At 60.5% G+C, this 24,802-nt stretch carries 24 protein-coding genes and 1 tRNA gene; 22 read left to right on the plus strand and 3 right to left on the minus strand.

Annotated features, from left to right (window positions below; genetic code table 11):
• Positions 1–131: 131 nt before the first annotated feature.
• The 13 genes from H9K76_RS15385 to H9K76_RS15445 all read left to right on the plus strand — a co-directional run bounded on the left by H9K76_RS15385 (position 132) and on the right by H9K76_RS15445 (position 12,613).
• A complete protein-coding gene (locus H9K76_RS15385; RefSeq protein WP_187596240.1) occupies positions 132–2,015 on the plus strand; it encodes a DEAD/DEAH box helicase in 1,884 nt (627 codons plus the stop codon).
• Between the two features lie 379 nt (positions 2,016–2,394).
• A complete protein-coding gene (locus H9K76_RS15390) occupies positions 2,395–4,164 on the plus strand; it encodes a M14 family metallopeptidase (RefSeq protein WP_246475051.1) in 1,770 nt (589 codons plus the stop codon).
• Between the two features lie 153 nt (positions 4,165–4,317).
• Positions 4,318–4,394: transfer RNA gene (locus H9K76_RS15395), tRNA-Arg, on the plus strand.
• Positions 4,395–4,574: 180 nt separating this feature from the next.
• Positions 4,575–5,816: a tyrosine-type recombinase/integrase gene (locus H9K76_RS15400; RefSeq protein ID WP_187596241.1), complete on the plus strand. Its 1,242-nt coding sequence runs from the start codon at positions 4,575–4,577 to the stop codon at positions 5,814–5,816.
• Positions 5,817–6,440: 624 nt separating this feature from the next.
• Positions 6,441–6,638 carry a helix-turn-helix transcriptional regulator gene (locus H9K76_RS15405; RefSeq protein WP_187596242.1) on the plus strand — a complete coding sequence of 66 codons (198 nt, stop codon included), beginning with the start codon at positions 6,441–6,443 and terminating at the stop codon, positions 6,636–6,638.
• Between the two features lie 9 nt (positions 6,639–6,647).
• Positions 6,648–7,178 (plus strand): hypothetical protein, encoded by a 531-nt coding sequence (locus H9K76_RS15410; RefSeq protein WP_187596243.1) that lies wholly within the window; start codon positions 6,648–6,650, stop codon positions 7,176–7,178.
• 4 nt (positions 7,179–7,182) lie between these two features.
• A complete protein-coding gene (locus H9K76_RS15415) occupies positions 7,183–7,605 on the plus strand; it encodes a hypothetical protein (protein WP_187596244.1) in 423 nt (140 codons plus the stop codon).
• On the plus strand, positions 7,602–8,570 hold the full coding sequence (locus H9K76_RS15420; protein ID WP_187596245.1) for a toprim domain-containing protein: 969 nt from the start codon (positions 7,602–7,604) through the stop codon (positions 8,568–8,570). Before H9K76_RS15415 ends, H9K76_RS15420 begins: the two co-directional genes overlap by 4 nt.
• On the plus strand, positions 8,567–9,832 hold the full coding sequence (locus H9K76_RS15425; protein ID WP_187596246.1) for an AAA family ATPase: 1,266 nt from the start codon (positions 8,567–8,569) through the stop codon (positions 9,830–9,832). Before H9K76_RS15420 ends, H9K76_RS15425 begins: the two co-directional genes overlap by 4 nt.
• Positions 9,832–10,173: a hypothetical protein gene (locus tag H9K76_RS15430; protein ID WP_187596247.1), complete on the plus strand. Its 342-nt coding sequence runs from the start codon at positions 9,832–9,834 to the stop codon at positions 10,171–10,173. The genes H9K76_RS15425 and H9K76_RS15430 overlap by 1 nt, the downstream gene beginning before the upstream one ends.
• Positions 10,170–10,382, plus strand: a complete 213-nt coding sequence (locus H9K76_RS15435; RefSeq protein ID WP_187596248.1) for a helix-turn-helix transcriptional regulator — start codon at positions 10,170–10,172, stop codon at positions 10,380–10,382. The genes H9K76_RS15430 and H9K76_RS15435 overlap by 4 nt, the downstream gene beginning before the upstream one ends.
• A gap of 98 nt (positions 10,383–10,480) precedes the next feature.
• On the plus strand, positions 10,481–11,737 hold the full coding sequence (locus H9K76_RS15440) for a phage major capsid protein (protein WP_187596249.1): 1,257 nt from the start codon (positions 10,481–10,483) through the stop codon (positions 11,735–11,737).
• 174 nt (positions 11,738–11,911) lie between these two features.
• The gene (locus H9K76_RS15445) at positions 11,912–12,613 is read left to right on the plus strand and encodes a DUF4145 domain-containing protein (protein WP_187596250.1); all 702 of its coding nucleotides are present in this window, start codon (positions 11,912–11,914) and stop codon (positions 12,611–12,613) included.
• A gap of 904 nt (positions 12,614–13,517) precedes the next feature.
• Here H9K76_RS15445 and H9K76_RS15450 read toward each other — a convergent pair.
• A complete protein-coding gene (locus H9K76_RS15450) occupies positions 13,518–13,889 on the minus strand; it encodes a hypothetical protein (protein ID WP_187596251.1) in 372 nt (123 codons plus the stop codon).
• 449 nt (positions 13,890–14,338) lie between these two features.
• Positions 14,339–14,800 carry a PaaI family thioesterase gene (locus H9K76_RS15455; protein WP_187596252.1) on the minus strand — a complete coding sequence of 154 codons (462 nt, stop codon included), beginning with the start codon at positions 14,798–14,800 and terminating at the stop codon, positions 14,339–14,341.
• Between the two features lie 196 nt (positions 14,801–14,996).
• On the opposite strand from H9K76_RS15455, the gene H9K76_RS15460 reads away from it, so the two are divergent.
• The 9 genes from H9K76_RS15460 to H9K76_RS23480 all read left to right on the plus strand — a co-directional run bounded on the left by H9K76_RS15460 (position 14,997) and on the right by H9K76_RS23480 (position 23,818).
• Positions 14,997–16,190, plus strand: coding sequence for a CaiB/BaiF CoA transferase family protein (locus H9K76_RS15460; protein ID WP_187596253.1), 1,194 nt, complete (start codon positions 14,997–14,999; stop codon positions 16,188–16,190).
• 44 nt (positions 16,191–16,234) lie between these two features.
• Positions 16,235–17,431: a 3-sulfinopropanoyl-CoA desulfinase gene (acdA, locus tag H9K76_RS15465; RefSeq protein WP_187596254.1), complete on the plus strand. Its 1,197-nt coding sequence runs from the start codon at positions 16,235–16,237 to the stop codon at positions 17,429–17,431.
• A 48-nt stretch (positions 17,432–17,479) separates the two neighbouring features.
• Complete coding sequence (locus tag H9K76_RS15470; RefSeq protein ID WP_187596255.1) at positions 17,480–18,064, plus strand: cysteine dioxygenase family protein; 585 nt, start codon at positions 17,480–17,482, stop codon at positions 18,062–18,064.
• Between the two features lie 61 nt (positions 18,065–18,125).
• Positions 18,126–19,372, plus strand: a protein-coding gene (locus H9K76_RS15475; RefSeq protein ID WP_425489603.1) for an IS3 family transposase whose coding sequence is annotated in 2 segments (ribosomal slippage) — positions 18,126–18,471 and positions 18,471–19,372 — 1,248 coding nt in all. Because the reading frame shifts where the segments join, the coding sequence is not laid out codon by codon here.
• A gap of 219 nt (positions 19,373–19,591) precedes the next feature.
• Entirely contained in the window at positions 19,592–20,482 is an 891-nt protein-coding gene (locus tag H9K76_RS15480; protein WP_187596256.1) for a LysR family transcriptional regulator, read from the plus strand.
• A gap of 261 nt (positions 20,483–20,743) precedes the next feature.
• The gene (locus tag H9K76_RS15485; protein ID WP_187596257.1) at positions 20,744–21,721 is read left to right on the plus strand and encodes a Bug family tripartite tricarboxylate transporter substrate binding protein; all 978 of its coding nucleotides are present in this window, start codon (positions 20,744–20,746) and stop codon (positions 21,719–21,721) included.
• 20 nt (positions 21,722–21,741) lie between these two features.
• Positions 21,742–22,461: a glutathione S-transferase family protein gene (locus H9K76_RS15490; RefSeq protein WP_187596258.1), complete on the plus strand. Its 720-nt coding sequence runs from the start codon at positions 21,742–21,744 to the stop codon at positions 22,459–22,461.
• The gene (locus H9K76_RS15495; protein WP_246475054.1) at positions 22,458–23,561 is read left to right on the plus strand and encodes an FAD-dependent oxidoreductase; all 1,104 of its coding nucleotides are present in this window, start codon (positions 22,458–22,460) and stop codon (positions 23,559–23,561) included. The genes H9K76_RS15490 and H9K76_RS15495 overlap by 4 nt, the downstream gene beginning before the upstream one ends.
• Positions 23,531–23,818, plus strand: coding sequence for a hypothetical protein (locus tag H9K76_RS23480; RefSeq protein ID WP_246475055.1), 288 nt, complete (start codon positions 23,531–23,533; stop codon positions 23,816–23,818). Before H9K76_RS15495 ends, H9K76_RS23480 begins: the two co-directional genes overlap by 31 nt.
• Before the next feature lie 57 nt (positions 23,819–23,875).
• Here the strand turns inward: H9K76_RS23480 and H9K76_RS15500 are convergent, their stop codons facing one another.
• Positions 23,876–24,751 carry a LysR family transcriptional regulator gene (locus H9K76_RS15500; RefSeq protein WP_187596259.1) on the minus strand — a complete coding sequence of 292 codons (876 nt, stop codon included), beginning with the start codon at positions 24,749–24,751 and terminating at the stop codon, positions 23,876–23,878.
• Positions 24,752–24,802: the final 51 nt, after the last annotated feature.

Consider the following 24,802-nt stretch of genomic DNA (forward strand, 5'->3'; position numbering starts at 1 on the left):
CAAGGGAAGCTATTTTCCACGCTCCCACTACTTGAAAACCCTATCCGCCTTGTGAGCTGGCCAGATGACCGGTTAAGTCGTCTGGAACAGGCTGATACCCAGCGCCCCGGATGGGCGCCAATCGAAAATAAATGACATTTGACGAACTAGAGCTGGATCCGGCCATTCTGCAGGCCGTGACCGAACAGGGCTATCAGAACCCGACCCCCATTCAAGAGCAAGCGATTCCGGCGGTCCTCACCGGCAAGGATCTGCTGGCAGGAGCGCAGACCGGCACCGGCAAGACGGCCGCCTTCACGCTGCCGATGCTCACCCGTCTCGCCAAGGGTACCGCACCTTCGAACAAGTTTGGCGGAAAGGGCATTCGCGCCCTCGTGCTCACCCCCACCCGCGAACTGGCTGCGCAGGTCGAGGAATCCGTGCGCGCCTATGGCAAGTACCTGAACCTCAAATCCTGCGTCGTATTCGGCGGCGTGGGCATGAACCCACAGATCGAGCGCATCAAGCGCGGTGTGGATGTGCTGGTGGCGACACCGGGCCGTCTGCTCGATCTGGAGCAGCAGGGCTTCCTCGACCTGTCCACCGTGGAAATCCTGGTGCTGGACGAAGCCGACCGCATGCTGGACATGGGCTTCATCCATGATGTGAAGAAGGTTCTCAAGCTGGTCCCCCGGGAAAAGCAGAGCCTGCTGTTCTCGGCCACCTTCAGCGACGATATCCGCGAACTGGCCAACGGCCTGCTGCGCGAGCCCCTGTCGATCCAGGTCACGCCGCGCAACACCACGGTGCAGCGCATCAGCCAGGTGATCCACCCGGTTGGCCGCGCCCGCAAGAAGGAAGTGCTGCTGCACATCATCCGCGAGAACGACTGGAGCCAGGTGCTGGTGTTCACGCGCACCAAGTTCGGCGCCAACAACGTGGCCGACTTCCTCACCAAGAACGGCGTCACGGCCATGGCGCTGCACGGCAACAAGAGCCAGAGCGCCCGCACGCAGGCGCTCGGCGGCTTCAAGTCGGGCGAGATCCGCGCGCTGGTCGCCACCGACATCGCTGCCCGCGGCATCGACATCGACGACCTGCCGCACGTCGTGAACTACGAAATCCCGAACGTCCCCGAGGACTACGTGCACCGCATCGGCCGTACCGGCCGCGCCGGCCGCGAAGGCCACGCCGTGAGCCTGGTCTGCATGGACGAAGAAGGCTTCATGATGGAGATCGAACGCTTCACCAAGCAGGAAATCCCCGTGCAGGTGCTCGAGGGCTTCGGCCCCGCCCCCGACGAAGTGGCAGAACCCATCGCCATGGGTCGCCAGACCATCTGGGGCGGTGCGGGCAAGCCGCCAGGGCGCGACGTGATGCAGGCCGCAGCCAAGGCAGCCCGTCAGGAAATGATGGAGCGCATCCGCTCCAACAAGGCTTCCCAGGGTGACTCGCGCGGCAAGCGCGGTGGCCAGCGCGGCCCCCGCAATGCAGAGCAAGGCGATGAGGCGGGAGCGGCTCAGGCAGATGGCGAGCAGCAGGCTCCCCGCGCACGCCAGCCCCGCAATGAACGCAGCGGCGAGCGCCGCGAACGCAGCCACGACCGCGGTGATCGCCAGAACGGCAACCAGGCATCGGGCAGCGGCCAGCGCGAGGACGGCAACGGAGGTCGCCGCGGCCCACGCCGTGGCCCCGGCCAGTCGCTGCAGAACAACGCCGGCCGTCGCCGCCAGGGCGGCGAGAATGCCGGCGGCAATGGCAATGGCAATGGCAATGGCAATGGTGGCCGTCGTCACGACGACAGCCAGCCACGGGGCGAGAATGCCCACCTGGGCACCCAGTTCGGCCATTTGGGCAATGGCTCGCGCCATGGCCGTGGCGGCCCGGCCCAGCCCGACCCCATGCGCACCAGCGTCGACATCATGGGCGACCGCAATCGCCGTGGCGGCGGCGGATTCCGTGGTGGATTCGGTGGCGGCAACGGTGGTGGCGGCAACAACCGGGGCGGCGGACGCTTCGGCGGCAATGGCCGCTGACCAGGGCACCCAGCCCCTGCGCTAGAATCGACAAAGGCCCGACGAGTTTCGCCGGGCCTTTTCACATCTGCACCGGACACGGTGCCTGCACGGTGTCTGCTATCGCGTGCCTATTACGTGCCTATCGCGGCAATGGTCCAATTGCCACGCGGAACGGTGTCTTTTTGTACGAATTCGCCGCGACTTGATGCTCTTTGGCACCCCGCACGGCCTTCTGAAATCATCGCGCGGTAACATCTGCCGACCTCATAGCGTTTCAAGGCCGCCCCACGGCCTTCCGACCACCATGACACAGAAAAAAACTCAGCCTCCCGCAGACCAGCCCGAAGCCGCCACGCTCAAGCGGCATGCGATGCTTTCCTCGCGGCTTGGAGTACTGATGTCTGCCGCACTGCTGGCCGCCTGCGCCAGCACACCGCTGCCACCATGGCCCACCCATCCTTCGTCGTCATCGAAGGATGCTGCCGCCACCCGACCCCAGGCTCCGGTTTCGACCGGCCGCGTCGTGCCGCCGCCACTGGGAACGTCGCGTGGCCAGGTGGAAACAGCGCCCGTAGCCGATTCACCGCTGCAATCGCGCGACATTGGCCAGGAGGCGCCCGCTGCCGACCTGCCTTACAGTCCGGCTGTGGCAGCCCGCTTCCCGGCACCGGACGTACGCTATGACACGCCAGGCCTCGAGCCCGGCCGCCGCAGCTTCAGCACCAACGCGGAAATCGCCGACTGGCTGCATGCCCTTGCCGGCAGCAGCCGGCGCCCCACCCTCACCGAGCTGATCACCATGGGTACATCGCAGCGCGGTGTGCCGATACACGCCCTGGTCATCACGCAGGCCTCGGGCACCGACGCTGTCGCGCTCGACAACAGCAAGCGCCCCACCATCCTGCTGATCGGCCAGCAGCACGGCGACGAACCCGCAGGAGCCGAAGCCCTGATGGTGCTGGCCCGCGAGCTTTCGCAGGGCCTGCTCGAGCCCATGCTGCAGCGCATCAACGTGATCGTGGTCCCGCGCGCCAACCCCGATGGAGCGCAGGCCGGCCAGCGCGTCACGGCCAATGGCGTCGACATGAACCGCGATCACCTGCTGCTCAACACACCGGAAGCCCAGGCGCTCGCCAAGCTGGTCTCCAAGTACCGCCCGATGGCCGTCATCGACTCTCACGAGTACACCGTGATCGGCCGCTATCTGCAGAAATTCAACGCCATCCAGCGCTACGACGCCCTGCTGCAGCACGCCACCACCGTCAACGAGCCCGAGTTCGTCACCAAGGCGGCCACCCAGTGGTACCTTGAACCCATGCGCAAGGCACTGGGTGATCAACAACTGACTGCGGACTGGTACTACACCACCTCGACCAACCCCAACGACCGGACACTCTCGATGGGCGGCGCGCAGCCCGACACCGGCCGCAACGTCAACGGCCTGAAGAACGCCGTCAGCCTGCTGGTGGAAACACGCGGCGTCGGCATCGGCCGCACCGACATCCAGCGCCGCGTGCACACCCAGGTCACGGCCATCACCAGCGCACTGCAGACTACCGCCGAACGTGCATCCGACCTTCAGCAGGTGCGCTCCTTCGTCAACCGTGATATCTCTTCGCAGGCGTGCCGCGGCAATGTCGCCATCGAGGCGGTGCAGACCCCCGAGAAGCGCGAAGTGGTGATGCTCGACCCGAACACCGGCGCCGACGTGGCCCAGCAGTTCGACTGGAACTCCTCGCTGCACCTGCGCACGCAGAAGACCCGCCCCCGCCCCTGCGGCTACTGGCTGTCCGCCCACGCAAGTGCGGCTGCGGAACGCCTTGAAATGCTGGGGGTGCAGGTCATGCGCGTGGCCGAACCCGGCAACGTGCTGGCCGATACCTACTCGGAAAACAGCCGCCAGACGATGGATCGCCCCGACGTGCGCGGCACGGCGGCCGACAGCGCGCCCATCGTGCGCGTGGGCGTCACTCCCATGCGCGGCTCCATCGACATTCCGGAGGGTAGCTACTACGTGCCGCTCAACCAGCCGCTCGCCAACCTCGTGGTCGCGGCGCTGGAACCCGACACCCAGAGCAGCTTCTTCGCCAACCGCATCATCGACGACCTGGGCTCGGTGGCCCGCATCATGGCCATTCCGTCGCTGGTATTCGACGACAACGACTGAGCGATGCGCACCACGGCGCGCCGGTGCCCGACACCGAAACTTGCCCGTCAACTCCGAACCGCCTTTGACAAAAGGTATGATTAAGGGTTGACGTCAAGTCGGCCGGCCGTCTTCTCGCATTCGCGAGGCGGCCGGCCGCTGCAAACATCCAATCTGCCCATAGCTCAACTGGATAGAGCAATTGCCTTCTAAGCAATAGGTCGGGGGTTCGAGTCCCTCTGGGCAGGCCAAGACACCATCTCTTGCAGTCCAACATAGTCTCAAAACCCGCATGCAATCTAGCATCGCGGGTTTTTTGTTGTCTATATTCGTCTTGCAACATCCAATGAGATACCGTCAAAATGTCGGTACTTCTGACGGTACTTCCGAGTACCGTCGCATGAGATACCGTCAACTGAGGAAATACCGCCATGCCCCTTGCAGATACCTTTGTCCGGCAGGTCAAGCCCAGCGGCAAGTCTGCGGGCGACTCCTATGCAGATGGTGGTGGCATGTATCTGCTGGTGAAGCCTTCTGGCAAATACTGGCGAATGGACTATCGATTCGCTGGGAAGCGCAAAACACTGGCGCTGGGCGTCTACCCCGCTGTCACACTCGCCAAGGCCCGCCAGCGACGAGAAGAAGCCCGGGCGCTGCTGGCAGACGAGATTGACCCCGGCGTAGTCAAGCAAGCCCAGAAAGTGGCACTGACGGTATCCGCCGAAAACACCTATGAAGCTATCGCACGCGAGTTCCACGGCATCAAAAGAAGCGGCTGGAGCGACACCTACGCGGAAAAGTGGATAGGCCGCATGGAGAAGGATTTATTCCCACCACTTGGCCGCATGAAGCTACAAGACATCACCGCGCCAATGCTGCTGACCTATCTGCGCAAGGTGGAAAAACGAGGTGCAAAGGAAACCGCTCACACGCTGCGCCAGACTGCTGGACAGGTCTTCCGCTACGGCATCCAGACCGGACGATGCACCATAAACCCCGTGAACGATCTGGCAGGTGCTCTGGAGCCGTTGACGGTCAAACACATGGCCGCTGTCCTAGACCCAATACAAGCTGGGCAACTGGTGCGGGCCTTCGACGCCTACGCCGGCCAGCCGAGCACCACAGCAGCGCTGCAACTGTCCGCCCTACTCTTTCAGCGGCCTGGCAACATTCGGCAAATGGAGTGGGCCTGGGTCAACCTGGACGAGGCCATGCTGACCATTCCATCCATGAGCATGAAGCGCACGAAAACCCAGAAGCTCAACGGCAGGCCACACTTTGTGCCGCTCGCACCGCAGGCCGTGGCGATCTTCAAGGATTTACAGCCATTCACAGGACACGGTAAATACGTGTTCCCGAGCCTACGCACTGGCGAGCGCCCGATGAGCGAAAACACGGTGAATGCAGCGCTGCGGCGAATGGGATTTACTGGTGACGAGATGACCGCACACGGCTTTCGGGCGATGGCACGAACGCTCATGGTCGAACGCTTACCCGGTATCGATGCTGACGTGATCGAGGCCCAGCTCGCACATGGGAAATCCGGCCCGCTTGGCGCCGCCTATGACCGAGCTGCGTACATGGTCCAGCGGCGCAAGATGATGGTTGAGTGGGCCGACTACCTCGACAGACTCAAGCAAGGTGGCGAAGTCACACAACTAAAGTCCGCATAACTGCTCGACTCGCTGAACGATGCGAAGAGCGAAACCAACTCAGACGGCCTCATCGCATATGTTTACGATGAGGACGATTAGCTGTACGACCTCTTTGGCAAGTTGTTCGGCGTCATCACGGCCGACAACGTCAAGACGCAGCGGACAATTGGTAATATTTTGTAAATTTAAAAGTTAGTTATCGCTACCAATACAGTTCTCGCCTATGGCCGTCTTGAATCTCCTTGAGTACTCCCGAGTACTGTAGAGTACTAAAAGCTCCATTTAGATCCATGTGAATTTCATCGGTTTTGCGGAAGTTTTTGGGGAAACGATTTCGAGCCAGTTGTGTATCCGCTCACGGAGTGTTGGATACTTAGTCCATCGAGTGACACGTTCATCCGATACAGGCCAGATCCACAAAGAACAAACCCCCTAAACCGGGGTGCGGCTTAAGGGGTCTGGGGTGCACCGGAAAAACCGATGCGAGTGCTTAAGTTTCTCAGGCCAAAGCAATCGAATCGTACACCGGTCAAGGCAAGCCGTGTACTGATCATGCGTCCAGCGTGTGCGCTACATGCACTTTCTTGACCTGTTTTGTGGCTCCGGTGCGTTTGTTTTTCATACTGTGGAAATTAAGCACCTATGGCCAGCACTACTTCTCAAACGCTTCTGCGTCTGCGCGACGTTCTCCAACGTGTTCCGGTCAGCCGTGCCACCTGGTGGGCTGGCGTTAAGTCCGGTAAGTTTCCGGCCTCTGTGAAGCTGGGGCCGCGCACCACCTGCTGGCGCAGCGCAGACATCGACAAACTCATCGCCAATCTCGCTTCTGACTCGAAGTAAGGAGGCTGCATGAGCTGCGTCGAATTTGCACAAAAGCGCCAAGAGCGCACTGACGAAACCGACGAAAGTCGGTACACTGGTGCCAAGCCTAGCGGCCCGGTGCTTGAAAACACCACATCAACAGCGTTTGCGACCCCCAACGATATGCGGGGTTTTGTCATGCCCAAAATTTCGGGAATGGTGCGCTTCGTCGCGCCGTCCCAGATGTTTACGGGCGAGATGGGCCTACCCGCGAGGATGGCCGCACGGCTGTTGACGTGTTTTCAACATCTCGTCCACCCGTCATGCTTGAAAACGTGCCGAGTGGGTTTCTTGAGTCCAACAGGAACCAAGCCCATGTCCGTCATCACCCAGCGCACCTTCGCGCCTACACCGTCCAAGCAGGACGCAATCCCAGCATCCAATCTGCACGCCGTGCTCGCTGCCTTCAATGCCGCGAATCTGGCATCCAGCTACATCGAGCGCGGTAACTTCGCCGCAGCTCGTCGCAAGCTGACGCAAGCACTCTCCGCAATCAACACATTGCAAGCGGAGGCATAAACCCATGAGCACCAAGAAAAACGCTGCCCGCGTGGCAGTGCAGGCGGAGCCTTGCCAAAAACAGCCTGACCTACCCAGCGCCGACCAGGCCATGCTAACTGCCGTTGCCCATGTACAGCACACCCTAGAGCACTTGATACGGGCGCGCCTCGACGATAAGGAATGGGATGACAAGGACGTGGATGTGGACTTCACCGTGGATCTAGCGCTGGCACACATTCGTCTGCTGCGTGCAGACCTACCGCTGGACCGCAGCACTTTCGAGAACCGATGGTTCATGGCTGGCGCCGCTGTCAATCTGGGCGCACAGACATTCAGCCGCCGTGACTCTCTGTACTACCGCAGGTTGACCACTACACAGCGCCAGTTTGAGGTGCTTGTGCAAATGGTCGAGTTCGTGGATGAGGAGGTGCGCTATGGGGTTTGAACGCGACCTACTACGAAAGCCTGAGACTGACCTTCCGCGAGCGCAAAGGCAAGTGGCGCACTGCTGCTTGTACCTACCACCAAGGCAGCGATTCCATGCGGATCAACCTGCACAGCGGGGGCGGCAGCATGACCTATGAAATCCCGTGGCATGAACTGGAGCCCGGCGATCATCGGATCTGCTGCCCAGCGTGCGGCACCAAGCCCCGCAAGAAGGATATGGGCGTGACGATCCTCTCGCCCGAACACGGCATTGCGCACTGCTTCAAATGCGGCCTGATCGTCAGCAAGCGCGACGAGCGCGAGCTTTCCGATACCGAGCGCAAGACCCACAAGCGCCGCATGGATGCCCTGCGCAAGCAGCACGACGCCGAGCAGCGCGAGAGGCAGGCGCTGGCCGCGGCGGAAGCCGCACAGCGCTGGCTTGCATCGGATCCGGTTATGGATCACTCCTACCTCACAGCCAAGAGCGTGAAGGCCCACGGTCTGCGTGTTCATGGTGGTCTACTGTTGGTGCCGCTGCGCGACTCCAATGGCGTGCTTCACAGCCTGCAAACCATCGACCGCATTGGCCACAAGCGCTTTCTTTCCGGTGGCCGCGTGAAGGGTTGCTATCACTCGATTGGCAGGCCATCTGGCCGGATCGTGATCGCAGAGGGGTATGCCACTGGTGCCACCGTGCATGAGGACACAGGCCACGCGGTGGCGATCGCCTTCAACTCGGGCAACTTGCTGCCGGTCGCCAAAGCCCTGCGCGCCAAGTATCCGTGCACCGATCTCTACGTGGCCGCTGATGACGATTGGATGACCGAAGGTAACCCCGGCATGACTGCGGCAACGGAAGCCGCTCGCGCTGTCGGTGGGCTGCTGGCCGTGCCTGACTTCACAGACCTGCAACGTGGCCCCAAGGACACGGATTTCAACGATCTGCGCCGCCTGATTCGAGAAAAGGAGGCATCGCAATGAATGCCATTACTGAAGCCTTTGAGATTGCTGAGCATGTGCCCATGGATCGTGTGGTGCTGGTGAGCGGTGCGGACTTGACGCCCCAACCGGTGGCCTGGCTCTGGAGGTACTGGCTCGCGCTCAAGAAGCTGCACATTCTTGCCGGTGCACCTGGTCAAGGCAAGACGACGATTGCATTGGCCATGGCTGCCACGGTGACAGTTGGCGGGCGCTGGCCTGATGGTGAGCGCTGCGCGCAAGGCAACATCCTCATCTGGAGCGGTGAAGACGACCCCGCCGATACGCTGCTGCCTCGACTGCTGGCGGCTGGGGCTGATCGCTCGCGTTGCCACTTCGTCAAGGGCGCTATGCGTGATGGCGTGGTGGTGCCCTTCGATCCCGCTCGAGACCTGCAGCAGTTGCGTGAGGCCATCGATGCAATTGGTGGTGTTCGCCTGCTGGTGGTGGATCCGGTGGTGTCTGCCGTGACTGGTGACAGCCACAAGAACACCGAAGTGCGCCGGGCGCTGCAACCGCTGGTTGACCTGGCCGATGCCTGCGATTGCGCGGTGCTGGGTATCACCCACTTCTCCAAAGGCGGGCAAGGTACAGACCCGGCTCAGCGCGTGGTGGGAAGTGTGGCATTCACTGCCGTGGCTCGCATCGTGCTGGTCGCCGCCAAGGTCAAGAGCGAGGTTGACGGCCAGGACTGCCGCATTCTGGCCCGCAGCAAATCCAATATCGGCCCCGACGATGGAGGGTTTGAGTACCACCTTGAGCAGCGCGAGCCGATTCCCGGCATTCAGGCCTCTTGCATTGCTTGGGGAAAGGCCGTCCAAGGTACTGCGCGTGACCTGCTGACCGACCCCGATGAAGAGATGGAAGAAGTCTCTGCGGGTAAGACGGATTTGCCCATGCTCATGTGGGCCGAACTCAAGGATGGTTGCCGCCAGAGCAAACAGGTCGAAGCTGCGATTGTCGGCATGGGGTACAGCAAAAAGCAGATCCGCACTGTGCGCGAAAAAATGGGAATCAAACCTCGAAAAGGTGGGTTGGATGGGGGCTGGTACTGGTCGCTTCCCGATGACTTCATGCCAAAGATGGAATGGATTTCTGCAGTGGGCGAAGGCGAAGATGCCCTCGAAGATGCCCAAGGTGCCCAACTTTCAAAACAGGGCATCTTGGGCACCTTCGGGGCATCTTCGGACGGAAATGAGCAACTTGCCGATCAATGCGCGGTTGGCAATGCCCCGCTTGCCGCCAGATCTAAGGAGATGTTTTGATGAGCGCCGAAGCAATCCTGGCCGATCTGCTGGCCCATGGAATCGAGCCAGAAGTCACCGAAGACGGCGCGCACCTCACAGTGCCTGCTGGAGTGCTCACACCCGACCAGCGCGTCGCCATCCGGGACAACAAAGCCGCGTTGATCCTCTGCATTCAGGAGTCGGCCCGCACCACAGCCGAGCTGCTGGACGCCGCCATGCGTGCATGCGACCACCACAACGACAGTCCGCAGGCCCGAGAGGAAATGCGCCGGCAATGCCTGGAGATACCCCCGTTTCAGCGGGCTGATCTGGCCAATCACTTCAAGAGTCAATATCCGAGCAGGAACCACAAACCATGACAGAGCGAGCAATTTCCCAATTCATGCGCAAACAGGCTGTTGCATTCGAGCTGGGCGTGAGCCGCCACACGCTGACACGCATGCTCAAACGCGATCCATCGTTCCCGCGTTTCTTCGAGATCACGCCTGGAATCACTGTGATTGCGCGTGCCGACTTTGATCGCTGGCTTCTCGAAAAGCGCCTGAAGTCACTGCCTGCACCAGCCTGATACCACCTGATGTATGTATGCACCCGGTTGCCGCGTTGCGGCGCTATGGTGCACCAAGAGAAGATACAGGCACCTTAACTTTGGTATTGAATTTCACCATGTCTGAACTCGCAAAACTGCGCCACGAATATGACCAGAAGGTCGCTCAGGTCAATGCACTGATGGAGCAACACCCCGGAAAAATGCCCGTCGATATCGCAAACCGAGTCGATCAAATGATCTCTGAAGCAGAGCGCATTGCCGGAAAGATCGAGCACGAGAACGAGCAGAATCAGCGTGCCGGCAACGAACACGCGGCATGCGCACTGAGCGGCAGTGGCTGGAAAAACAGCGACGGTACGCCACTGAAGGCTCTGCACTCTGCTGCCGACATTCGCAGCCACTACGCGGCCAAGAATCGCATTCACGGTAGCGGTGGCGCCCCGTTCGCACTCGATGACTTCGTGCGCGGTGTGGCGGGAATGAACAGCAGCGAAGCAGTCCGCGCCGCCCTGTCTACGGGCACCGATACCGCAGGCGGATTTGCACTCCCATCCGTCGTGATGCCGAGCATTTTGGAAGCTCTGGTGCCTGCATCGTCAGTGCTGAGCGCTGGGGCTGGAATCGTGCCTTTGGACTCTGGTGCGAAGATGTTCACCACCGTGGCTATGGACACCATCCCCAAAGCTGCATGGCGACTCGAATCGGGCAACGTGGCGAACTCGGAACCTACGTTCCGCGCCGTGCAATCGATGCCGAAGTCACTGGCATTTATGTTCAAGATTTCTCGCGAGCTGCTGGCCGATGCGCCGAATCTCTCTCAGGCGCTGACCACTGCAATTGCACAAGCCTTTGCTGTTGAGTTGGATCGCACTGCCTTGCGTGGTAGCGGCACAAACCCCGAGCCGCTTGGCATCTCCAACACCGCAGGCGTAGCATCGATCACCAATGGTGCGAATGGTGCTTCACTGGCAGGCTATGGCAACTTCTTCACGGCCATTCAAAGCATCCTGCAAGCCAATGCGCCACATCCCACCGCAGCCATCATGAGCCCTCGCTCGCTGGTGAAGCTCGGCGGCCTGGTGGACACTACAGGCCAGCCATTGCGCAAGCCAGACATGATCGAGAAGTTGGCCCTGCTCAGCACCACCGCGATCCCCAATGATCTGACGGTAGGCACTGGCACTGACTGTTCCGAGATCTATGTGGGTGACTTCAGCAAGGTGAACTTCATGATGCGTGAGCAAATCAGCATTCAGCTCGCTAAGGAGCTGTTTGCCGGGACTGGTGAAGTCGGCTTCATCTGCCATGTCCGTGCAGACATCGCAATCAGCTATCCGAAAGCGCTGGCCGTCATCACAGGCGTGAAGGCCTAAACATTGGCCGTTACTCGGCGAGTGGGCCTGAGCGAGTAAACCCCGAGAGCAAGCAGTAGCACCTACCTTTGCTACGTGGCAGGCATAGACCCCGCATGGTTCTCCCAGCGGGGTTTTCATTTGTGGCGGCAATTGCGCAGGTCAAATCAGGAGTCGGTGTGTCAGAATGCGCATATGACTCAACTGATTCATAACTGTCCGCGATGCGGTGCTAAACAGATAACGTTTGATGCTTTGAATGTCGCAAATATCAATACAAAAGCGTTAACGACTACTGTCGGTGAAGTTTTCTCTATCTGTCGTCACTGTCGCAAATCCACAGTTTTTATCTGCGCATCACTCCATCCAATGGACGTGAAAACGTTTCGAAATCTTTTTGGTGAGGGAATTGCTAGAACAGCCAATGATGCTGTTTCAGTTAGGGGGTTTGTCTCCCCTCGTGATCTTTCCGCATCTTCAGAACCTCCTGAGCATGTCCCTGACGACATTGCTAAGATATTTAAAGAGGGGGCTGTTTGTGAGTCGCTCAGGTGCTTCAATGCGGCTGGAACAATGTTTAGGCTTTGTCTTGATATGGCCACATCTAATATTTTGCCGGCGCAAGATGTTGATGGCTTGAATAGCAAAATTCGCCGATCTCTTGGGCTGCGCGTCAACTGGCTACTAAAGACAAACCGTCTTGACCCCGTTCTTGAAGAGCTTTCACTTTGCATTCGTGAGGATGGAAATGATGGAGCGCATCAGGGGCTGCTGAGTGAAATAGATGCGGCTGACATAAGGGATTTCACATATGAGTTGCTCCAGCGGATGTACACGCATCCTGAAAGACTGAAGCTGGCGGCAGTTCGCCGAGATGCTCGCAGACAGTCTGTTTGACTGAGGCCGCAACTAGGGTGGCAAGGCTCCGATCAGAGATGGTCGGGGCCTTTTGTTTTTGGGGCGCTGGTTAAGCCGAAAGGTCGGACTGGGGGAGCCCGGTCGCCATCGTCATTCATTGCGCGATGGCGTGCGCGAGCTGAAACAGAGGATGGTAAATGGCTATCTAAATGTGACACTCGGTGTTCACATTCAAGGAAGGAAGGCCAGGCGTCGATATCCCGTGCACAGACTTGTATGTCTTGCATTCCATGGTGAGCCACCATGTGCTGATCGCAATCTGGCACGTCACCTCAATGGGAACTGCATCGACAACCATGCCAGCAATTTGGCATGGGGAAGCTTCCGCGACAACGCACAGGATGCAATTCGACACGGAACCTTGGGGAGGGGAATGAGAGCGCGTCATCGCAAGCTGACCGATGCACAGGTTCAACAGATCCGTGAGAGGCGATCTTCTGGTGAGTCGGACAAGGCATTGGCGGTTGAGTTCGGCGTCAGTCGGTACTACCCAACCCGGCTTGCTTCGGGGTTGAGGTGGGGTCATCTGAGCTGATGGGGGGTAGCCCTCAAAGGCTAGAGCCTTCTGGCCGGAAACCCCGCTGTTCCGCACGCGCAGAAAAAAATCCCCCCTATGAATTTGTTAATCAAATGGAATCAATCAGCAAATGGCCGCTAACCCGCATGGATGCTGGGCTTGGGGTCTCTTTGAATTCGTTTGATTTGCTGATTCTTGTTAAAGCTGGCCAGTCTCTTGTTAACGTTGCGAAGGGGTATCAAAAGTTGCCCCCTCTCCTCGCCAGAACCGAGCCACGGCCAGAATTTTTGCACTGTCAAGATGGAAAATTCGTTTTTCTAGGGAGGCACTGACTGCGCCCTCATTCCGCGAGGCTAGGCCGCACGGTTACTTGTCTTGGCGTGGATTGGTGTAGCTGAAGCCGAGGATGATTGGCGGTATAGGGTCGATGCGTTCAGCAAGATCAAGTACTTCCTGCCGCCACGCTTCGGCCTTACAGCGAACATCAAGCGATGTGCTGGGATCGAGTCTAGAAAGCACATCTTCAGCGAATTGACGAATCTGCTGTGCTTGAGCATGCTTTCCCGCCTGACTTGCAAGCTCACTCGCCCGCTTCAAATGCGCTACCTTTGCCTGTGCTTCTGCCTCGCGCTGCTCACACAATGCCAAGTAAGCATCCCACTGCTTTAGCTGTTGGGGTGTTTTCTGATGGGGTCGTTGCGGGGCTGGAAGTTCGCTTTTTCGCTTCGAGATGGCCATGGCATCGCGCTCCTGCTGATGAGAACTAGCATCATCGCAGGGTCACTTTTTCTTTTGTCGGTATTTTTGACGGTACTTTTTCAAAGTCCGTACACCAAATCAAGCATCCATGCAGCCTAATCGTTTAAATGTTAGCCCCTCTGGGGCCAAGACACCATCTCTTGCAGTCCAACATAGTCTCAAAACCCGCATGCAATCTAGCATCGCGGGTTTTTTGTTGTCTATCTGTGGACGCAGTGAGAAAGCCGTCCAAGTGGGCGGCCTTTGCATTGATAAGGATTGGAGCGGTTATTCCGGCGTGGCGCTCAAGCCGGGTCGAGACGGAGGGCATGGCCGTGCGGGAACCGAACCCATTGCCACGATCTCATCTTCAACAATGCATTGCCCCGCAAGTCGAGGAGGCTTCAGTGGCTCTATGAATGGCTTGCCCCGAGTCGGTGGCATCGCAGTCATGCTCCAGCTCGCAACTCAATCGCCAGCATTTCCCCGGTCGCACACACCACATCATTCGCGTGCAAGCTGAGCGCCACACGTACCTTGCGCCCCTCCACGCTGATCAATTCTCCGCGCACCAGCAATTCGACACCCTGGGGAGTCGGGTTCTTGAAATCAACTTTCAGCGATGCGGTCACGAAACGCGGCGGTTCGATCTGCTCCTCCATCGCAACGCCGCGCTCATGGCTTGCGAAGGCTGCGGCAGAGGCCGTTCCGTGGCAATCCAACAGCGATGCAATCATGCCGCCATAGACATGGCCAGGTACACCTCCGCTGTATTGCATTCCGGGCGTAAAACGCGCCTGCGTGATTCCTTCCTGCAAATAGCTCTTGAGCTGATACCCCGCCGGGTTCCCGTGCCCACAACCGTAGCAGTGTGCGTATTTCGGCGGGTAGCAATCCTGAATTGCCTTCATTCCATCCTCCTGTCACTTGTTGGGTTGCGCCTTCTATTCGAAGAGGCCTCATACAGAGCATAGAGCGCTTGGTTTGAAAAAAAACTCAATTGAGCATGAAGGTAGTCGGAAACATACTTCAAAGCCATTGCTGGCGTGTGCATCGATGGACGCTGGCCAGGCAGCCCATTCTCGAAGTTGGAAGGAAGGCAGAACGATGCCAGAGCAAGCGCATGAAGGAGCGTTGAGTGGAATCCGGATACTGGATCTCTCTCGCATCCTCGCAGGGCCCAGTGCAACCCAATTGCTGGGGGACCTGGGAGCCGACGTGATCAAGGTCGAGCGCCCCGACGAAGGAGACGATACCCGCAAATGGGGCCCGCCCTACATTGCCGATCGCGATGGCAGCCCCACGAACGAAAGTGCCTACTACCTTGCGGCAAACCGCAACAAGCGCTCCATCGCCATCGACATTGCCAGCGAAGAGGGTCGCGAGCTCATTCACCGGCTGTTGGCCCAGGCCGACGTGCTGGTCGAGAACTACAAGGCTGGCGGCCTGGCCAAGTACGGGCTCTCCTATGAACAACTGCGTGAACGCTATCCACGCCTCGTCTACTGCTCCATCACAGGCTTCGGTCACACCGGCCCCTATGCCAGCAGGCCCGGCTACGACTTTCTCATCCAGGGCATGGGAGGCATCATGAGCCTGACGGGCGTTCCGAACGGGGAGCCCATGAAGGTGGGGGTCGGCATCGCCGACGTGATGACCGGCATGTACGCCACGGTCGGCATGCTGGCAGCACTGCAGCATCGCGACAAGACTGGACAGGGGCAGCATATCGACATCTCGCTGCTCGACACGCAGATCGCCTGGTTGGTCAATGCGGGCACCAACTACCTGGCCGAGCGCAAGCTGCCAACCCGGCTGGGCAACGGACACCCCAACATCGTGCCCTACCAGGTGTTCCCTACCGCCGACTCGCCGATGATTCTCGCGGTCGGCAACGACGCGCAGTTCCGGCGCTTCTGCCAGATGGCAGAGGCCGAAGCGCTCGCCGACGATCCACGCTATGCAACCAACGTGCAACGGATTGCCCATCGCGAGGCACTTGTCGACCAGGTCGCCAGCCTGCTGAAGAAGCATCCGCGCAGCCATTGGCTGCAGAAGCTCGAAAGCGCGGGGGTGCCCTGCGGCCCCGTCAACGACCTGAACGACGTCTTCAGCGATCCCCATGTGATCGCGCGAGGCTCCGAATTGCGCATGCCTTGCGAATGGGCGGAAGGCGGAGAGATCCGCCTGTTGGCGAATCCGCTGAAGATGTCCGCCACCCCTCCCAGCTACCGCCGCCCTCCCCCACGCCTGAACGAGCATGCGCAAAGCGTCTTGCGCGATTGGCTTGGCGAGCACTGAACTTTCCACAGAACTCCATTCATCCTTCCTCCGGAGCCCCACTCATGTACGAACTTACCAAAGAACAATTCGACCTGCAGGCCCGCGCGCGCGAGCTTGCGCAGACTGCCTTTGCCCCGACCGCCGCCGAGACGGATCGCACCGAGCAATATCCCTGGGACAACATTGCCAAGCTGCGCGATGCCGGCTTCATGGGCATGACGCTTCCCAAGCGGGCGGGCGGCAAGGGGATGAGCTACCTCGATGCAGTCATCGTCGTGGAGGAGATGGCCAAGGCCTGCGCGACGATGGGGCGCATCACGGTGGAAGCCAACATGGGCGCGATCGGCGCCATCGCCACCTACGGCACTCCAGAGCAATTGAACATGGCCGCCGAACTGGTGCTTGGTGGCGACAAGCCCGCCATCTGCATCTCGGAACCCCATGCCGGAAGCGCGGCGAGCGAGATGACCACGCGCGCCGATCGCAAAGGCGACGAATACATTCTCAACGGGGAAAAGTACTGGATCACCGGTGGCGGCGTGTCCAACCTGCACCTCATCTTTGCACGTGTTTTCGACGATGGCGTGGACCAGGGCGTGGGCGCGTTCATCTGCGTGCGCGACCGTACCCCGGCAGACCAGCTCGTGATTGGACGCCGCCTGTACGCCATGGGTGTGCGCGGCATCCCCGAGACGCACCTGGAGTTCCGCAACCTGCGCGTGCACAAGTCCATGCTGGTGGTTCCGCCTGGCGGACTCAAGCGCGGCTTTGCGTCGCTGATGAATGCCTACAATGCGCAGCGCGTTGGTGCGGGCACGGTGGCGCTGGGCATTGCGCAGGGTGCGTTCGAGGAGGGCATGGCATATCTGAAGACTCGTGAACAGTTCGGTCGCCCGATCGCCGAATTCCAGGGCCTGCAGTGGATGCTGGCCGACATGTCCACCCAGCTGGAAGCTGCGCGCCTGATGCTTCGCCATGCGGCCGCCAGCGGTGAGCATTTCCCGGACATCGACAAGGCCGCGCGCGCGAAGATCATGGCCGCCGAGACCGCCAACAAGGTCACCAACGATGCGCTGCAGTTCTACGGATCCTCGGGTTACGGACGCCACAACCCCATGGAACGCCATGTGCGCGACGCCCGCATGTTCACCATCGCCGGAGGCACTGCTCAGATTCTGCGTACGCAGGTGGCATCCAGGCTGCTGAACATGAAGCTGCCGCAGACACGCGATGGCTACGCGGCTCAGGCCAAGCCCTGATCGCACAACGGTCATGCATTTCACACTCGAACCATACGGAGCCCCCCCATGATTGACATGCCAGCCAAGTTCCAGCAGTTCGTCACCGACTTCACCAAGGTGATCGATCAGCACCACGGAGACGAGCCCACCATCCTGGAGAAAGGCGGTGCGGTGCTCAAGCAGCTGATCGAAAAGGATGACTGGCTGCCCGAGCGCTACGCCAAGCCCGATCCACAGTATTACCAGCAGTACTTGCTGCATGCAGACCCGCAGGATCGCTTCTCCGTCGTGAGCTTTGTCTGGGGTCCCGGTCAGAAGACGCCCGTGCACAACCACACGGTCTGGGCGCTGATCGGCATGATGCGTGGATGCGAAGTCGGGGAACTGTTCGAGTATGCGGAAGACGGCAAGAGCATGCGTTCGCTGGGATCGGAGCAGCTCAACCCGGGAGATGTCGACTGCGTATCACCTACCATTGGAGACATCCACCGCGTCTCCAATCTCTACGAAGACCGCGTGTCGATCAGCATCCATGTTTACGGCGGAAACATCGGCCGCATCTCGCGCCATGTGTTCGTCGTGGAAACGGGGGAGCGAAAACCCTTTGTCTCCGGCTATTCCAACGAAGCGGAATTGAAAGCCGTGAGATAGCCCCTTGAATCTCCGGACACGGTCCATCGCTTATCTTCGAGATAGGCATAGGACTGTGCGTATGACTAGGCATACAGAAACGATTGAGGTCATCACCCGAGACCAGCGCAGGCGGCGCTGGTCGGCTGCCGAGAAGGCCGCCTTGGTTCGCAAGACGTATGAACCGGGCATGAGCGTCTCGCTCGTGGCCCGCCAGGAGGGCGTGTCGGCGAGCTTGCTATTCACTTGGCGGCGGCTGGAGCGCGAAGGCGCGCTGGTGGCTGTCGGTGCAGGCGAGGCCGTTGTGCCGGCATCGGAACTGGCAGCCGCCCGTGCCGAGATCGCCAAGCTGCAGCGCGTGTTGGGCAAGAAGACCTTGGAGAACGAGATACTCAAGGAAGCCGTGGAGATCGCTGCAGCAAAAAAATGGATTGCGCGCTCGCCCTTGTTGCCCGGGGACGACCAATGAAGCCGGTCTGCTCGGTGCTGGGCGTGGCGCGCTCGAATCTGCATGTGCGGCATCACCGCCCTGGCCACTGGCAGGACAGCCGCAGAGGCCGCACCCCGGCCCAGGATGAGCTCTTGCTGGCCGACCTGCGGCGCCACATTGCCGAGTTGCCCAGCTATGGTTATCGCCGCGCCGGTGCGCTGCTCAATCGAGAGCGACGTTCGCAAGGTCAACAGGCGCTGAACCACAAGCGCATCTACCGGGTCATGGCGCGGCATCGACTGCTGTTGCCCAAGGCGCCCAAGCGACGGCATTCGAGCCGCATTCACGATGGCCAGGTCAGTGTGCCGATGAGCAACATGCGCTGGTGCTCTGACGGCTTTGAGATCAAGTGCGATTCGGGCGAGACGGTCACAGCCACCTTCGCCAAGGACTGCTGCGACCGGGAGATCCTGGCCTGGCGGGCTTGGGAGGGCAAGGGACTTGCGGGAGAGCCTGTGCGCGACATGCTGGTGGAAGCCGTGGAGCGGCGCTTTGGCACGGTTGAAGCCGTGCCCCTGGAGCGTGAATTGGAGTTCCTCACCGACAACGGCAGCGCCTACATCGCGCACGAGACGCGTGGCATTGCTAGATCGCTGGGCCTGAAGCCGATCAACACGCCCGTGTGTAGCCCGCAGAGCAACGGCATGGCCGAGAGCTTCGTGAACACCTTCAAGCGCGACTACATGAGCCGTATGGACCTGCGCGATGCGCCGACCGTGTTGGCGCAATTGCCGGGTGCGTTCGAGCACTTCAACGAAATCCACCCACATTCGAGTTTGAAGATGATGTCGCCCAGGGAGTTCCGACGACGGCAGAATCACCCCGCCCATCAGGGCTAACTTAGCGACTGGACGGTGTCCGGAACTACGGGGGCAAGATCAGCCGCTTGAGGTGAACAGCCCACTCCCCGGAAATCGAGCGCGTCGCACCAACGTATCGCCCTTGCCTCGCGTGTGATCGTGTACGATCCAATCGCTTCCATGACAGCATGGAAGCGATTGGAGACAGACGCGACGCACGCAGTGCTGCATTGGTGAAGGCAAAGGGAGACAGAGGCTGTGAATCTGGGTGGCAAGCACGATTACCCGACGCTCAAGCAACTCGAGTTGCTGCTCGCTCTAGTGCAGTCGGATGGCATCTCCAGCGCCGGTGCAAGGCTTGGCCTGTCGCCATCGGCCACCAGCCACGCCCTGCGCGCGCTGGAGTCGGCACTCGGTGCCCAGCTCATCGAGCGTAGCGCACCCGGTGCACCGCTCACCTACGCGGGCGAGCGCATTCTTCCGCTGGCCAAGGAGGTCTTCGCGTCGATGCAGCTGATGAAGTCGATCGCGCGCTCGGATGCAGACCTCAAGACCGGGCAGCTCTACATCGGCTCATTCGGTGCCAGCGGCACACTCAGGGCACTTCCACCGATTCTCAAGTCCTTTCGCCAGAAGCACCCCGGCGTCGATGTGCACATCATCGAAAAGCCCGAGGAGCAGACCAGTCTCGATCTGATGGAGCACCGCATCGAGCTGGCGGTCGTCCCCCTGCCAAAACTCGAACTCGAGACACAGACGCTCGCCATGGACGAGCTTGTCGCCGTGTTGCCCGACGGGCACCCGCTCGCGCTGCAGGACGTGGTGGAGCTAAGCGCGCTGATGGAGTATCCGTTCCTTCTCACGCGCGCAGGCTCGAAGCCGCTGATCTACCGGCTGCTGCTCAAGCATGATCTCAAGCCGCGCATCGCGCACGAGCTGCACCAGATCACGTCGATTCTGCAGTACGTCGCGGATGGTCATGGCGTATCGATACTGGCCCGGCTTGCGCTGCCCGATGCCATTCCCGGCGTCGTCTACAAGCCGCTCACCCCCACCACCCAACGCTATATCGCGCTGGCATGCCAGAACTCCAACCGGCTCTCGCCAGTGGCCCGCGCGTTCTGGAACGAAGCCGAGCGAAGCAACTAAGCAACTGACTGCAAGACGCTTTCCAAGTTAACCTGCAGGTCGCCTTGCATCTGCTGGATTCACGAAAAGCGGCGCTTGTTCGCGCGGCGGCCGTTGCAAGGCTCCACGCCTAAAAAATATCCAGTTTCAGCCTCAAGAAAATCTAGCCAACGATCCCACTGCATTCAATACATTTTGATCTCGGAACGACTTCGCGCACCTCTCAGGACAAGAACGCGAAGCGCCGGAATCAACATGCATTCAAAATCAAAGGAGACATTGGTGAAGCGTAATCTTCTGTCAGCGGCCGTGATTGCGGCCAGCATTCTCTCCGTCGGCACCCATGTCGCCGCACAGGACTTTCCCAAGAAGGGCAAGGCGATCAACCTGATCGTACCGTTCGCACCGGGCGGCGCTTCAGACATCCTGGCGCGCCTGGTCGGGCAAAAGCTCAACGAGCAATGGGAGACGCCCGTCATCGTGCAGAACAAGCCCGGGGGCGACATGGTGATTGCATTGCAATCGGTCGCGCGTTCGGAAAAGGACGGCTACACCATCGGCCTCACTACCAGCAGCTTCGCGCTCAACAAGGTGGTCAAGAAAGATTTTCCGCTCGATCCCGTCGCAGATTTCGCATTCATCGGCACCATCGGCCAGTCCCCTTATCTGCTCGCCGTGGGCTCGGACTCGAAGATCACCAACTTCAAGGAACTTGAAGCCGCATCGCGGGTTAAGAACAGCAACTTCAGCTACGCCTCCTGCTGCTTCGGAACCTACTTCTCCGCAGAGATGATCAAGAATGCAACCAGGCTCGATGGCGTGCATGTGCCCTACAAGGGCAGTTCACCCGCACTCAATGCGATCCTGTCCAAGGAAGTGGAATACATCATCGACACCACGACAGCGACGAAGCCTTTCATTGCATCCGGCAAGCTGCGCCCGCTGATGGTGACGGGCCGCAAGCGCTCCGCGTCGTTTCCCAACGTGCCGAACATGACGGAGGCGGGCGTGCCTGGCGACTTCGAAGTGGGTGTCTGGTATGGCTTCGCCTTCCCTGCAGGCACCCCGGAAGACATCGTCAAGAAGACCAATCTGGCCCTGAACAAGATTCTCGCCATGCCCGATGTGAAGGCCAAGATCGAGAGCTTCGACATCGAAGTCATGCCGTCCACGCCCGAGCAGATGACGGCGCGCGTGAACAGCGATCTGCAGTCCTACCTGTCGGCGGTGAAACTCGCCAAGCTGGACTTCGGCAGCTGATGATCAGGATGACGGGGGCCGTGCGCGCCCCGGTCTCCATCCCTCGCCTCGCCCTCCCTCCCTCTCTTCACCGATCTCAGATGCTGGATTTATATACCTGGGGCACTCCCAACGGGCACAAGGTGCATATCATGCTGGAGGAATGCGATGCGGCCTACCGCCTCCATCCTGCCGACATCAACGACAAGGAGCGCTTCGCCGCCATGCTGGCGCCGCTCGGCGTCAACCGCAAGATACCGCTGCTGATCGATGGCGATGCCCTGGATGGCAAGCCGGTCACGATCTTCGAGTCCGGCGCCATCCTCATTCATCTGGCCGAAAAATACCGCCGGTTCCTGCCGCAGGACATCCTCGAGCGCTCGGCCGCCATGCAGTGGCTGATGTTCCAGATGAGTGCCGTAGGCCCCATGATGGGACAGCTCAGCCATTTTCGGGGACGTTCCCGTTCAGCCCCTTCTTCGGAGCCATCGGATGCGTATGCGCTCGAACGTTTCGGGGGCGAGGTGCGGCGCATCCACTCCGTGATGGAACAGCATCTGCGGAGCAACGCCTACTTCGCAGGCGCGCAATACTCCATCGCGGACATGGCAATCTTTCCCTGGCTACGATTGTCGGAAAAGATGGGCATTGATGCCGCCGCATACCCTCGTCTGAACGAGTGGCGCGGGCACATTGCCTTGCGCCCCGCCGTGCAACGCGCATTGGCCCTTCCCGAACTGACTCAGGCTCACAGGACATGACAACTGCCAACACATTCGATCTCATCGTCATCGGCGCAGGCTCGGGAGGCATCGCTGCCTCCCGGCGTGCGGCCAGCCACGGAGCCAAGGTGCTGTTGATCGAGGGCACCCGCGTAGGCGGAACCTGCGTGCTGCGCGGCTGCATTCCCAAGAAGCTCATGATGTATGCATCGGAGATGAGCGGTGTCTTCAGTGAAGCCAGCGCCTTTGGCTGGACCGAGGTTTCCACGCAATTCGACATCGCCCGCTGGACTCAGGCCAAGGACCATGAACTGAACCGGCTCGAGGGCGTGTATCGCCAGATGCTGTCGAACTCCGGCGTGCAGACGCTGCTCGCTCATGCACGCATCACTGGCAAGCACACGGTGGAGGCGGATGGGCAGACCTACCGTGCCGAACGCATTCTGATCGCCACCGGCGGTGCGCCGTCGACCGATGGCATTCCAGGGCTGGAACAGGCCTGGACGTCCGATGACGTTCTGCAACTGAATGCCTTGCCGAAGTCGCTTCTGGTGATTGGCGCGGGATACATTGCCGTCGAGTTCGCGTCGATTCTCGCCAGGCTGGGCGTGCACGTGTCGATGGGCTATCGCGCCGACCTGCCACTGCGCGGCTTCGATGAGGATCTGCGCGCACAGGCGGCGCAGGCGCTCGAGTCGCTGGGCGTGAAGCTGCACGCAGGCATGCGGGCGAAAGCCCTGTCGAAAGACTCCGACGGCTTCTCGCTCCGTCTCGAAGATGGCGGGGTCTTGCGGGCCGATGCGGTGCTCAACGCAACGGGTCGCAAACCCAACACCTGGGGCCTGGGCCTCGAGAGTGTGGACATCCGGACCGATGCGTCAGGGGCCATTCCCGTGGATGCCGACAGCCGCACCACAGCGCCCGGCATCTGGGCCATCGGAGACGTCACCAATCGCATCAACCTCACCCCGGTTGCCATTGCGGAGGGCCGGGCCTTTGCCGACACCGAATTCAGCGGCCGGCACATCCAGGCCAGCCACGCCAACGTCGCCAGCGCCGTCTTCTGCTCCCCCCGATCGCCACCATCGGGCTCACGGAAACGCAGGCCATGGAGCGCGGGCCGACGGACGTCTATGTGAGCCAGTTCCGCCCCATGAAGAAGGCCTTCGCCGGCAGCCAGGAGCGGACCTACATGAAACTCATCGTCGATCGAACCACCGATCGCGTGACCGGCATTCACATGCTCGGAGCCGATGCGCCGGAAATCATCCAGGGACTGGCCATCGCCGTCACCGCGGGAGCCACCAAGCGCGACTTCGACAGCACCATGGCAATGCATCCCACGTCGGCGGAAGAGTTTGTGCTGATGCGCGAGCCGGTACGTCGCCACGGTTGAGTGACCGGGGAACGCAGTGGCACCCTGGTGCGGATCACTGCGGCGCCGCATGCGCCGTCAGTTGTTCCAGTCCACGGTACTGAACGACGACAGCACCAGCGCAGTGAGCGCATCGTGCTCGTGGGATGCCCGCGTGATCAACGATACCGGTCGCTCAAAGTTGGGCAGGCGCACCACATGCAGGTTGGGGCTGGCATGCCAGGCAGCGCCCCGGATCAACGGCACGATGGAAATGCCCAGCCCCTGGCTGACCAGCGCCGCAATGGCGTCCAGCGAGTTGAGCTCCATCGACGGCTTGGTCATCACGCCGCGCTTCATCAAGAACTCGTCGATCAGCTGCCCTGCCCAGGTGCTGCGCTCGAAAGCGATGTACGGCGTGGACGACTTGAAGGCGCGCACCAGATCCTGGTAGGGAACCTCGGCAGGAGTGAGCAGCGCGAAGGGTTCGCTGTAGAGATAGTGGACGCTGAGGTTGGTGGGAAAGCGTTGCGGCGGCTCGGTCACGATGGCCATGTCGAGCGTGCCGCGGTTCACCTGCGACACCAGCTCACCCGAAATGCCGGCCATGATTTTCACCTCCAGCCCCGGGTTCTTGAGCGTCATCTCCTTGAGCAACTGCGGCAGCACGCCGCCCAGCGCGCTGTTGATCACGCCAAGAGACAGAAAGCCTCCGATGGGCCCGCCGCCCTTGATCGCCTTCATCTCCTCGTAGATCGAGACCATCTTCTCGGCCAGCGAAACCAGCTGCCGCCCTGCCGATGTGAACTCCAGCGACCGCCTGGTGCGAACGAACAGCGCGATGCCCAGTTCGTCCTCCATGTTCTTGAGCTGAATGCTGACGGCCGCCTGGGAAAGATGCACTTTCTCGGCAGCAGCAACGATGGTTCCATGGCGGTGCAGCGCCAGGAAGGAACGCAGCGATCGGATCAGCATGACAGGGCTCCGGAAAAGGGTCAGTCCCCGGCGACGCGTAGCGGCCCGGGG

The sequence above is a fragment of the Diaphorobacter ruginosibacter genome (genome assembly GCF_014395975.1).
GTDB lineage: Bacteria > Pseudomonadota > Gammaproteobacteria > Burkholderiales > Burkholderiaceae_C > Diaphorobacter_A > Diaphorobacter_A ruginosibacter.